This is a genomic window from Mycobacterium sp. TY814 (assembly GCF_030755175.1).
Lineage (GTDB): Bacteria > Actinomycetota > Actinomycetes > Mycobacteriales > Mycobacteriaceae > Mycobacterium.
Genome location: NZ_JAUFRY010000003.1, coordinates 170,118 through 180,761, shown reverse-complemented (window position 1 = coordinate 180,761; position 10,644 = coordinate 170,118). Strand labels below are relative to the sequence as shown.

The following is a 10,644-nucleotide window of genomic DNA, read 5'->3' as shown; positions in this document are numbered from 1 at the left end:
CACGAGAAGCTTGCAGGCGGGTCAATGGCCTTCGGTGACCCGGCGCGGCCGGGGGCGATCGCCGGCGAAGCCACGTACCGCGAAGGCGCTGACGAACGCGGCCACCACGCCGGGATCGTCCATATCCCGAATCGGCGACGCGGTGCTGAACAGCGAGAACAGGATGCGCGCGAACCATTCCCCGGCTGCCTCGATGTCGAGGTCCTTGCGTACCTCGCCGGTGAGTTTGGCGGCCGAGAGGTACGGCGCGAAGAAGTCGACGCATTCGCGCAGCAGCAGGGCGGCGTCCTTGGTCAGCAGCAGGCTGATCGCGTCTTCGTCGAAGTACTCCTCGGAGGCGATGGCGCGGCGCGCTTGGGTGACGAATACCGCTGCGTTGGAGAGCTTTTCCTCCAGTGAAGCGCCCCGGGCCATGGCCCGCGACATCTCGCGGTAGAACTGCTCGGAGGCGTGCTCGGCGCAGGCTTCCAGGATGGCACCCTTGTCGCGGAAGTACTCGTAGATGGTGCTGCGGGAGACGGTGGCCTCCCTCGCGATGTCGACGATCGTCGTTTTGAGCAGGCCCTGCTTGCGGAAACAGGCGTACGCGGCGTCGAGGATGACCTCCCGGGTATCGGTTCCCGCAGCTGAAGTGGACGCCTGGGTCATGACCGCACCTAATCGGCCCCGGCGAGGATCAGGCCGCTGGTGGGCACACCGGTACCCGAGGTGACCAGAACGTGTTCGACGTTCTGCACCTGGTTGTAGGACGTGCCGCGCACCTGGCGGACGCCTTCGGTGATGCCGTTCATGCCGTGGATGTACGCCTCGCCGAGTAGCCCGCCGTTGGTGTTGATCGGGAAATCGCCGCCCAGCGACAGCCTTTCGATGGTGGCGAAGTCCTTGGCCTCGCCGCGTCCGCAGAAGCCCAGCTCCTCGAGTTGGGTGAACACGAACGGGGTGAAATGGTCGTAGATGAACGCGGTTTGGATGTCGGCCGGTTTGAGGCCCGAATCACGCCACAACCGCTCGGCGACGACGCCCATTTCGGGCAGCCCGGTGATGTCGTCGCGGTAGTAACTCGTCATCATTTCGCCGTCGGCGGCCGCACCCTGGGCCGCCGCGGTGATGATGGCCGGCGGCTGACGCAGGTCCCGCGCGCGTTCGGCGCTGGTGATCACCATCGCGACGCCGCCGTCGCTCTCCTGACAGCAGTCCAGCAGGCGCAGCACCGGTTCGATGATCCAGCGCGAATTCTGGTGATCCTCCAGGGTGATGGGGCGTTCATAGAACCACGCGTCGGGGTTGCGGGCGGCGTGCGCCCGGTCGACGACGGCGATGCGGCCGAAATCCTCGTTGGTGACCCCGTAGGTCGACATGTACCGCTGCGCGTGCATCGCCACCCACGCCGCCGGCGTGAGCAATCCGAACGGCGCGTAGTGCGCCATGAACAGCGGCGTCCCCAGGTCGGTGCGACCGCTGCCGCCGAAACGATAGCCGGAGCGTTCGTTGAAGGCACGCCAGCACACCACGACGTCGGCAACGCCGGTGGCGACCGCCATCGCCGCGTGTACGACCGTGCCCGCAGCCGCGCCACCACCGTGATGCACCCGGCTGAAGAAGCTCAGGTCGCCGATGCCGACGTTGCGGGCGATCTCGATCTCGTCGCTGGAGTCCATGGTGAACGTGACCATGCCGTCGACGTCGCCGGGCGCCAGCCCGGCGTCATCGAGCGCCGCGCTGACCGCTTCGCACGCCAATTGCAGTTCGCTGCGCCCGGATTCCTTCGAGAACTCCGTCTGGCCGATCCCGACGATGGCCGCCGCGCCGGGCAGGGCACTGCTCATCAGGCGGCTCCGTCCAGCAGGCTGAGCATCGCGGTGCCGGAGACGTGGTTGCCGAGACTGTTGGCGGCCTGGAACGTCACTTCGACGAAGTTCTCGCCCCCAGTACCTTCGGTCTTGCCCGTCACCGTCCCGGTGAAGCGCAACGGGTCGTCCGGAAAGCACGGCACGCCAAGGCGAATCGACAACTTCGTGACCATCGCCTCGGGTCCGGCCCAGTCGGTGAGGAACCGCACGCAGTAGCCGTTGCTGGTCAGGATGTTCATGAACAGGTTCGGCGACCCCTGCTTGTTGGCGTAGTCGCGGTCGTGATGCACGGGCATGAAGTCCCGCGAGGCGATCGCGCCCGCGACGATCATCGTCGTGGTGATCGGGATGTCCATGGGTGTGACCTCGTCACCCTCGGAGATGTCCTGCCAGCGCAGGGTTGTGGTGCGGGTGTGGGTGGCGGTCATGCGGGTCCTTCCGGATAGGTCGCGCCATACGTCGCGCCCAGGTGGGCAAGCTGTTGGGACGCCGGGCCGAGGGTCAGTTCGTTGTGCTTGGCCCACAGGAAATAACGGTGCAGGGGATAGGTGGTGTCGATCCCGATGCCGCCGTGCACGTGCTGGGCGGTGGCGGCCACCCGGGCGCCTGCCTCGGCTGCCCAGAACTTGGCGATGCGGGCGGCGCGGTCGGCCGGGCGGCCGTTGGCGAGCAGCCACGCCGCGTGCCAGGTGGTCCACCGGATCGCTTCGACGTCGATGAAGGCGTCGGCCATGCGCTGTTGCACGGCCTGGAAGCTGCCTATCGGCCGGCCGAACTGTTCACGCTCACTGGTATAGCCGGCCGCGATGTGCAGAGCCCGGTCGACGACGCCGAGCTGGATGGCGCACAGGGCGACCAGGGCGCGGGTGTGCAGCGACTCGATGTCGCCGTCGAGCCGGTCCTGCCCGGAAACCACTGCGCCGTCGAGGAATACATCGGCATGCGGTTCGCCGCTGGTGGTCGGCACGGGACGGACGTCGACACCGGGACTGTCGGTGGCCAGCAGGAAGAGCGCCGTATCGCCGTCCGGGGTCACAGCCGGGATCAGCATGGTGTCGGCCAGTTGCGCGGCGGGTACCAGCTCTTTCACACCGTCCAGGCGCCAACTCGTCCCATCGCGCCGGGCGGTGGTGGCCGGAAACCTCGGATCGGAGCGTCCCGGTTCGGCCAGAGCCGCCGTCAGGATACGGTCGCCGGCCACGACACCGGGCAGGTGGCGGCGCTGCTGCTCCGGATTTCCCTGGCGTGCAATGGGATCGGCGCCCAGAACCAAGGTCGCATAGGCGGGCACCGCGGCCACGCCCCACCCGACCTCGGCCAGCAGCACCCCGAGTTCCACGAAGCCGCCGCCGTTGCCGCCCACTGATTCCGGCAGAGCGGTGCCGAGTAGGTCGGCGGCCGCCAGTTCCTTCCAGAGCGCCTGGTCGAAGCGCACTCCGGCCTCCAGTTCGGTCAGCCGCTCGGGGGTGGCGCGGCGCTCGAACAGTTCGCGGGCGAGCTTGGCTACGGTGTCCTGCTCTTCGGTGAAGGTGAAGTCCATGACTAGCCGCTCGGCCGGAACTGGTGCAACACCAGGTCTTCACTGGCCCCGTCGAAACTCCGGAAGTACACCTCGACAGGCATACCGACAGTGACCTCGGCGGGCTCAACGTCGGTCAGGTTCGACACCACCCGGATGCCCTCCTCGAGTTCCACCAGGGCGACCACGTAGGGGTATTCGAAGAACGGGAATCGGGGCTCGTGCGGCATCACATAGCTGTAGACGGTGCCGCGGCCCGACGACTCGACCGCCTCCCATTCCAGCGAGCGGCAGTGCGGACACATCGGCCGGGGCGGATGGCGCAGGGTGCCGCAGCCGCTGCAGCGCTGGATCAGCAGCTTGTTGTCCCGCAACCCGTTCCAGTAGAACTCGGAGTCCGGGCTGACCGTTGGCGGCAGTCGGGTGGCCATCAGTTGGCCGGCTTGAATCGCAGGACCCGGAATCGCTGCCGGCCCAGCACTTCACCGTGCTGGTCGGTATAGGTGGTCAGCCAGGTGAGGAAGAAGCCGGTGCCCAGCGCGGTCGTCTTCTCCTCCGACACCGACTCGTACACCGCCGTGGAGCTGATGACGTCGCCCAACCGCGGGTAACGCTCGATCTCGAACTCGGAGTTGGTGGCCACGGTGCTGGTGTATCCGGCCTCATCCAGAAACGCCGTCGGGTTCGCGGCGATCTCGACCGGGGCGCCGCCGCGCTCGCCGATCCCCTCCAGCTTCGGCGACGGCATGATCCAGGTCTGCAGCATCACCGGTGGCGACACGATGCCGCCGAACCGTGACGTCGCCGCGAAATCCGGGTCGAGGTACACCGGATTGAAGTCGGCAAGCGCGTGCGCCCAGTGCCGGATCATCGGTTGATTGACCGGATCGGGCGCCAGCTGGGGCTTTCCGGTGCCTCCAGTGGGTTGGCCGACCAGGGCCCGCACCTTGGCTTGTAGCTCAGCGTCGGTCACTGAGTTCCTCCTGACTTCTCGGTTGCTCGAAGATCACGCGGGGCCCGCGGCATGCCGAGGCCGGCCATGGCGATGATGTCACGCTGAATTTCGTTGGCACCGCCACCGAACGTGTTGATCACCGCCTGCCGGTACGCCGATTCCAGCGCGCCCCGCAGTGGCGCCTGCTTGCCGCGACGTATCCCGTTGCCGTCCAACACCTCCAGCAGCTGCCGGGCGACCTGCTGGGTGAGCTCGGTGCCGAACACCTTGGCCGCCGACGCTTCGCCCATATTCAGAATGCCCTTCGTCATGGCCGCGTTCACCCGCAGGTTGACCAGCTTGTAGGCGGCGACCTGAGCTTCCACCCGGGCCAGCGCGAGCTGAACCCAGGGCTGGTCGATGACCCGCCCCCCGTCGAGTTCGGTCTCGCGGGCCCACTGCAGCGTCTTCTCCCACAGCGGCTCCAGTGCCCCGAGGTTGCCCAGCGCGGCGCGCTCGAAGTTGAGCTGGGTGGTGATCAGCTGCCAGCCCTGGTTCTCCTCACCGACCAGTGCGCTCACCGGCACCCGGACGTTGTCGTAGAACGTGTAGAACGTGGAGATGCCGGGCATGGTGTGCAGCGGCTGCCACGAGAACCCGGGCGACGAGGTCGGCACGATAAGAATCGAAATGCCCTTGTGCTTCTTGACATTCGGGTCGGTGCGGACCGCGAGCCAGACGTAGTCGGCATAGGCGGCGCCGCTGGTGAACATCTTCTGGCCGTTGATCACGTACTCGTCACCGTCGCGGACGGCGGTGGTGCGTATCGACGCGAGATCACTGCCGGCTCCGGGTTCGGAATAGCCGATCGCGAATTCGACGCTGCCGTCCAGGATCGCGGGCAGAAACCGCTGCTTCTGCTCCTCGGTACCCTGCTGCATCAGCGTCGGGCCCACGGTGTTGAGTGTCACCAGCGGGATCGGCGCGCCGACCCGGCGGGCCTCCTCGGAGAAGATGAACTGCTCAATCGCCGAGAAGCCGCGTCCGCCATATTCTTTCGGCCAGCCGACGCCCAGCAGGCCGGCCTGCGCCAGTGCACGCACGGTGTCGCGCACCGCCGGTCCGCCCTCGATGTTCTCGCCGATCGCCGCCAGTCGCTCGGGCGTCATCACCTGTTCCAGCGTGGCCCGTATCTCCGCACACAGCTGCTCCTGCTCGGGCGTGTATTCCAGGTGCACCGGCTCAGGCCCCCAGCCGAACGGGCATCCGCTTCACCCCGGGCACCATGGTGGCTTTCATCCGGTCGACGTCACCCGCCAGCTCGAGCCGGGGATAGCGGCGCAGCAACTCCTGGAAGAAGACCGTCGCTTCCAGCCGTGCCAATTGCGCTCCGATGCAGGAGTGTTCGCCGCATCCGAACGCGATGTGGGGGTTGGGGTGACGCGTCACCCTGAATTCCTCTGAGTCAGCGCCGAAGACATCCTCGTCGCGGTTGGCGGACCCGTACAACATGGCGACCACCTCACCCTCGCGGATCAGCCGGCCGCGAATCTCGGTGTCGGCGCTCGCCACCCGCGACATGCTGACAACCGGGCTGGTCCAGCGCAACATCTCCTCCACCGCACCGGGAATCAGCGTCGGGTCCTCGATCAGCAGGCGGCACTGGTCGGGGTGCTCGATCAACGCGAGGGTGCCCAGCGCGATCAAGTTGCGGGTGGTCTCATTTCCCGCAACCAGCAACAGGAACGAGAAGTTCAGCAGGTCCTCGTCGGTCAGGCGGTGCTCGTCGATCTGGGCATCGGCCAGCACTGACAGCAGGTCGTCGCGCGGTTCGACGCGCCGTGCCGCGATGAGCTTCTGGAAGTATTCGAAGAGCTGGCCGATGGCCACGAAGGCGTCGAGTTCGATTTCGGGATCAGCCGTGCCGGTGGCGGCGTCCGACCAGGCCCGGAACTGCTCCCAATCCTCGGCGGGGGCGCCGATGAGCTCGGCGATCATCCGGGTGGGCAGTGGGGCGGCGATCTGTTCGGCGAACTCGTACACCGAGCCCGGTTCGATCCGATCGAGGATGCCGCCCACGATTTCGCGGATCTTCGGTTCGAGGACCGCGACGCGCCGCCGGGTGAAACCGGAATTGATCAGCTTGCGCATCTGCCGGTGCCGCGGCGGGTCGGTGAAGATGAGGTTGCCCTCCTGCACCGGGTTCGGCACGTTCGGATCCGGTATCGAGATGCCTTTGGTCGAGGTGAACAGCGCGGGGTTGCCGGAGACGTAGCGAATGTCCTCGTACTTCAACAACGCCCAGAATCCGGTGTCGTTGTTCCAGTGCACGGGCGAGGTCGCGCGCAGCTCCCGGTAGGCCGGGTAGGGGTCGCCGGCGTAGAAATCGGGGGAGTGCAGGGGAACATCGGTGAGCACAGCGCCTCCCTGCAATCCGACACATTGCCACAAAGTGTCCTGTGGGTCGTGTCTACTCTGGGTCACGCTGCGCTGTCAACAGCAAGACAACGCATTGAAATCGCCTGCAATTCATCATGGGGATCATTGACCACGGGTCCCGGCGGGTGTACACCAGGTTGATAGATGACCGACGTTGGGGTGAGGAAGCAGATGGCCGAACTACCGCCCAGTGGACTGATCGACACCTATCAGCTGTACATCGACGGCACCTGGGTGGAACCCGAAGACGGCCGCTACGACGACATCTCGCCGGCCACCGAACAGGTCATCGCCACCGCACCGGACGCGAGCGTCGGTCAGGTCAGTGACGCTGTCGGTGCCGCGCGCCGGGCGTTCGACGAGGGGCCGTGGGCCACCATGAGTGCGCAGGAGCGCGCGAACTGTCTCAGCCAACTGGGCGACGCGCTGCTCAAATATGCCGACGACTTCTTCGCGCTGTCCCAGGTGGAGTGGGGCTGCACAGCCAACGAACGGATGATGCAGATCGACGGTGCCGCGTTCATGTCCATGCATGCCGCGCAACTCGCCACCCAGCTCGCCGATGAGACCGTCACCGGGATCGGCGCCGGGAAGACGGTGCTGCGCCACGTGCCACTCGGCGTCGTCTCGGTCCTGACGCCCTGGAACTTCCCGCACCTGCTCAACGTCATGAAGCTCAACCATGCGCTGACTGCGGGCAACACCGTTGTCCTCAAGCCGTCACCGCTCACCCCGCTGGCCGGGCTCGCCCTCGCGCGACTCATCGACGAGCACACCGACTTTCCGCCGGGTGTGGTCAATGTGGTCACCCCGTCGGGACTAGAGGCGGCCCAGCTGCTCACCACCGATCCGCGGATCGACATGGTCAGTTTCACCGGCAGCACCGTCGTCGGCCGCCAGGTGATGTCCGCCGCCGGGGACTCGTTGAAGCGGCTGCTGCTGGAGCTCGGTGGCAAGTCGGCGTGCATCGTCCTCGACGACGCCGACGTCACCGACGACATGCTGCAGAAGATGCTGTTCGACTGTTGCTCAATGCATTCCGGCCAGGCTTGCATTCTGCAGAGCCGGCTGTTGCTGCCCGATTCCCTGCACGACGAGGTCGTCGAGCGGCTGGTGGGACTGGCCCGGGACGTCAAGGTCGGGGATCCCGCCGATCTCGATGTGCAGATGGGTCCGTTGATCAGTGACGCCCAGCGCGGCCGGGTGGAGGCGCACGTCGCCGGAGCGCTGCGCGAGGGCGCCGAGCTGGCCACCGGTGGCGGACGGCCGGCCGGCCTGGACACCGGCTTCTACTTCGAGCCGACGGTCCTCACCGGCGTCAAGCCCGATTCCGCGATCGCCCAGGAGGAAGTGTTCGGGCCGGTGTTGAGCGTGCTGCGCTACCGCGACGACGACGATGCGGTCGCCATCGCCAACAACTCTCGTTACGGCCTGTCCGGTTCGGTGTGGGGCGGCGACCTGGACCGCGCGGTCAGCGTGGCCCGCCGCATCCGCACGGGGCAGGTTGCGGTCAACGGCTGCGGCCCCGGTGCCGCACCCTTCGGCGGTTTCAAGCTCAGCGGCCTGGGCCGGGAGGGCGGCGGAATCGGCGGGGTGTATCAGTACATGGAACAGATGGCTATCGGAGTGCCCGCGTGAGTGGTCCCCTCACGGGGCTGCACGTCGTCGAAATCGCGACCGGAATCTCCGGTCCCTACGCCGCAAAGCTTTTGGCCGACCTCGGTGCTGAGGTCATCAAAATCGAACCGCCCGAGGGTGATTCACTACGGCTCTGGGGGCCGTTCCCCGAGCCCGCCGCCGGCCGCCACGGCGGTCTGTTCGAGTATCTCAACGCCGGCAAACGCGGTGCCACTTTCGATCTCGCCACGCCCGATGGGCAGGCGGACGCCCGCGAACTCGTCGCGGGGGCGCATGTCCTGATCGAGAACCTGCCGCCCGGAGGGCTGCAGAAGTTCGGGCTGGAGCCTTCAGAAGCGTTGCAGGTCAGCATTTCTCATTTCGGTCGGACCGGGCCGTGGCGTGATCGGGCCGCGACCCCGCTGACCATGCAGGCGGTGTCCGGGTGGATCAGCGCCCGCGACCCGGACCGCCCGCCGGTGCAGGCCGGTGCCCGGATCTCCGAGTACGTTGCCGGGGCCTACGCCGCGCTGGGGGCCTTGACGGCGTTGCGGCTTGACGGCCGCGTGGTCGACGTATCGGAGTTCGAAGCGCTGCTCTCGACGTTGCCCTACCCGATGCTGATGTCCGACCGCATGCGCAGTCTGGGGCTGCCCCCGAATCAGCGGTCCGCGCCGATGCTGGGCGTGGTGCGGGCGGCCGACGGCTGGGTGGGAATCAACTGCCTGACCGGGCAGCACTGGCTCGACGTGTGCGCGATGCTCGGGCTACCGGAGTACGGCGAACACCAGATCGCGATCATGCTCGGCGGTCCCGAACGCGCCGAGTTCTTCGCCGCGGCAGAGCCATTGCTGATACAGCGCACCGTCGCCGAAACCGTCGACCTGTGTCAGGCGATGCGCATACCGGCCGCACCGGTCCACGACGGCGCCACCGTGCTGGACTGCCCGCAGTACGCCAAGCGCGGCTTCTTCATCGAGACCGCCGGCTTCCGGCGTCCCGGTGCGCCGTTCCGGATGTCCAAAACCCCTGTGGCGCAACCCGAACCGGCACCGCGGCCGGGTGGCCGGGCGCGGTGGTCGGGCAGCGGCCGATCCTGGCCGCCCGCAACGGGTTCCATGCCGTTTGCCGGACTGCGAGTGCTCGACCTGAGCACCTTCTGGGCCGGCGCCTATCTGACCTGCTATCTGGGCGCCTTCGGAGCCGACATCATCAAGGTCGAGTCGATTCAGCGTCCCGATGGGCACCGCTACTCGGGCGCCTACCCCTTCGAAGGTGAGGACTGGTACGAGCGCAGCGCCCTGTGGCAGGCGACCAATCTCAACAAGAAAGACATCACCCTCGACCTCACCGCACAGGGCGGACGCGACATCGCTCACCGGTTGGCCGCCGACGCCGACGTCGTCGTCGAGAACTTCTCGCCGCGCGTGGTGGAACAGTTCGGGCTGGACTACGAGTCCCTGATCGCGATCAAGCCGGACGTGATCGCGGTACGGATGCCCGGCTTCGGGTTGGAAGGGCCCTGGCGCGACTACGTCGGGTGGGCACTCAACATCGAACAGACATCCGGGATGACAGCAGCCACCGGCTACGCCGAGGGGCCGCCGTGCAACCTGCAGGGTCCGGCCGACCCCGTCGTCGGTGTGCACGCCGGGGTGGCACTACTGGCCGCGCTGGAGCACCGGCGCCGGACCGGCGAGGGGCAGCTGATCGAGATCGCCCAGATCGAGGTCGCCGCGTGCGTGACCGCCGAACCGGTGATCGAGTATTCGATGAACGGTGTCGTGCTGCCGCGCCCCGGCAACCGGCTGCGCGGCTACCTGCAGGGCGTGTACCCGACGATCGACGGGGACGTGTGGGTCGCGGTGTCGCTGCCCGACGAGGGCCTGCTCGACCACGACATGTTCGACGACCTCGTCGCCGGGTGGACGCGTACCCGAAACTCCGCCGACATCGTCGAATCGCTTCGCGCACAGGGTATCCCGGCCGAAGAGCTGGCCACCGGGGACCGGATGTACGACTTCGCCCAGCTCGACGCGCGGCGGTTCTACCAGGAGTTCACCCACCCGGTTACCGGACCGCGGCGCTATCCGGGGTGGCCGTTTCGCATCACGCCCGGGCCGCCGAGCCACCACCGCGCCGGTGCGCCGACCCTGGGCCAGCACAACGACGAGATCCTGCGCGGGCTGGGCCTGTCCGACGACGAGCTCACGGCCCTGCGCGCGCAACGGGTCATCGGGGAGCGGCTGCCCGGCGACTGACACTCGGCCTGCCGTTCGCGCTGC

10 protein-coding genes are annotated in these 10,644 nt (G+C 67.3%); 2 read left to right on the top strand and 8 right to left on the bottom strand.

The annotated features are described in order from the left end of the window. Positions 1-21: 21 nt before the first annotated feature. The 8 genes from QXH22_RS22085 to QXH22_RS22050 are packed head-to-tail and all read right to left on the bottom strand — an operon-like array spanning position 22 to position 6,721. Positions 22-648, bottom strand: a complete 627-nt coding sequence (locus QXH22_RS22085; protein WP_306245462.1) for a TetR/AcrR family transcriptional regulator — start codon at positions 646-648, stop codon at positions 22-24. Positions 649-656: 8 nt separating this feature from the next. Further along, entirely contained in the window at positions 657-1,826 is a 1,170-nt protein-coding gene (locus QXH22_RS22080; RefSeq protein WP_306277014.1) for a lipid-transfer protein, read from the bottom strand. After that, positions 1,826-2,278, bottom strand: a complete 453-nt coding sequence (locus tag QXH22_RS22075) for a MaoC family dehydratase (protein ID WP_306245458.1) — start codon at positions 2,276-2,278, stop codon at positions 1,826-1,828. The genes QXH22_RS22080 and QXH22_RS22075 overlap by 1 nt, the downstream gene beginning before the upstream one ends. Beyond that, positions 2,275-3,390 carry an acyl-CoA dehydrogenase family protein gene (locus QXH22_RS22070; RefSeq protein WP_306277013.1) on the bottom strand — a complete coding sequence of 372 codons (1,116 nt, stop codon included), beginning with the start codon at positions 3,388-3,390 and terminating at the stop codon, positions 2,275-2,277. Before QXH22_RS22070 ends, QXH22_RS22075 begins: the two co-directional genes overlap by 4 nt. 2 nt (positions 3,391-3,392) lie before the next feature. Next, positions 3,393-3,800, bottom strand: coding sequence for a Zn-ribbon domain-containing OB-fold protein (locus QXH22_RS22065; protein ID WP_306277012.1), 408 nt, complete (start codon positions 3,798-3,800; stop codon positions 3,393-3,395). Beyond that, positions 3,800-4,342, bottom strand: coding sequence for a MaoC family dehydratase N-terminal domain-containing protein (locus QXH22_RS22060; RefSeq protein WP_306277011.1), 543 nt, complete (start codon positions 4,340-4,342; stop codon positions 3,800-3,802). Before QXH22_RS22060 ends, QXH22_RS22065 begins: the two co-directional genes overlap by 1 nt. After that, entirely contained in the window at positions 4,339-5,541 is a 1,203-nt protein-coding gene (locus tag QXH22_RS22055; protein WP_306277010.1) for an acyl-CoA dehydrogenase family protein, read from the bottom strand. The genes QXH22_RS22060 and QXH22_RS22055 overlap by 4 nt, the downstream gene beginning before the upstream one ends. 4 nt (positions 5,542-5,545) lie before the next feature. Further along, the gene (locus QXH22_RS22050) at positions 5,546-6,721 is read right to left on the bottom strand and encodes a cytochrome P450 (RefSeq protein WP_306277009.1); all 1,176 of its coding nucleotides are present in this window, start codon (positions 6,719-6,721) and stop codon (positions 5,546-5,548) included. Positions 6,722-6,886: 165 nt separating this feature from the next. Between QXH22_RS22050 and QXH22_RS22045 the strand changes: the two genes are divergently transcribed. Both QXH22_RS22045 and QXH22_RS22040 read left to right on the top strand, forming a co-directional pair. Next, complete coding sequence (locus QXH22_RS22045) at positions 6,887-8,380, top strand: aldehyde dehydrogenase family protein (RefSeq protein ID WP_371934292.1); 1,494 nt, start codon at positions 6,887-6,889, stop codon at positions 8,378-8,380. Further along, positions 8,377-10,620 (top strand): CaiB/BaiF CoA-transferase family protein, encoded by a 2,244-nt coding sequence (locus QXH22_RS22040; RefSeq protein ID WP_306277008.1) that lies wholly within the window; start codon positions 8,377-8,379, stop codon positions 10,618-10,620. The genes QXH22_RS22045 and QXH22_RS22040 overlap by 4 nt, the downstream gene beginning before the upstream one ends. Positions 10,621-10,644 lie beyond the last annotated feature (24 nt).

Bases quoted from the DNA above. Each gene is read 5' to 3' on its own strand.
- QXH22_RS22080 (WP_306277014.1), bottom strand. From the start codon at position 1,826: ATGAGCAGTGCCCTGCCCGGCGCGGCGGCCATCGTCGGGATCGGCCAG.
- QXH22_RS22070 (WP_306277013.1), bottom strand. From the start codon at position 3,390: ATGGACTTCACCTTCACCGAAGAGCAGGACACCGTAGCCAAGCTCGCC.
- QXH22_RS22085 (WP_306245462.1), bottom strand. From the start codon at position 648: ATGACCCAGGCGTCCACTTCAGCTGCGGGAACCGATACCCGGGAGGTC.
- QXH22_RS22075 (WP_306245458.1), bottom strand. From the start codon at position 2,278: ATGACCGCCACCCACACCCGCACCACAACCCTGCGCTGGCAGGACATC.
- QXH22_RS22045 (WP_371934292.1), top strand. From the start codon at position 6,887: ATGACCGACGTTGGGGTGAGGAAGCAGATGGCCGAACTACCGCCCAGT.
- QXH22_RS22065 (WP_306277012.1), bottom strand. From the start codon at position 3,800: ATGGCCACCCGACTGCCGCCAACGGTCAGCCCGGACTCCGAGTTCTAC.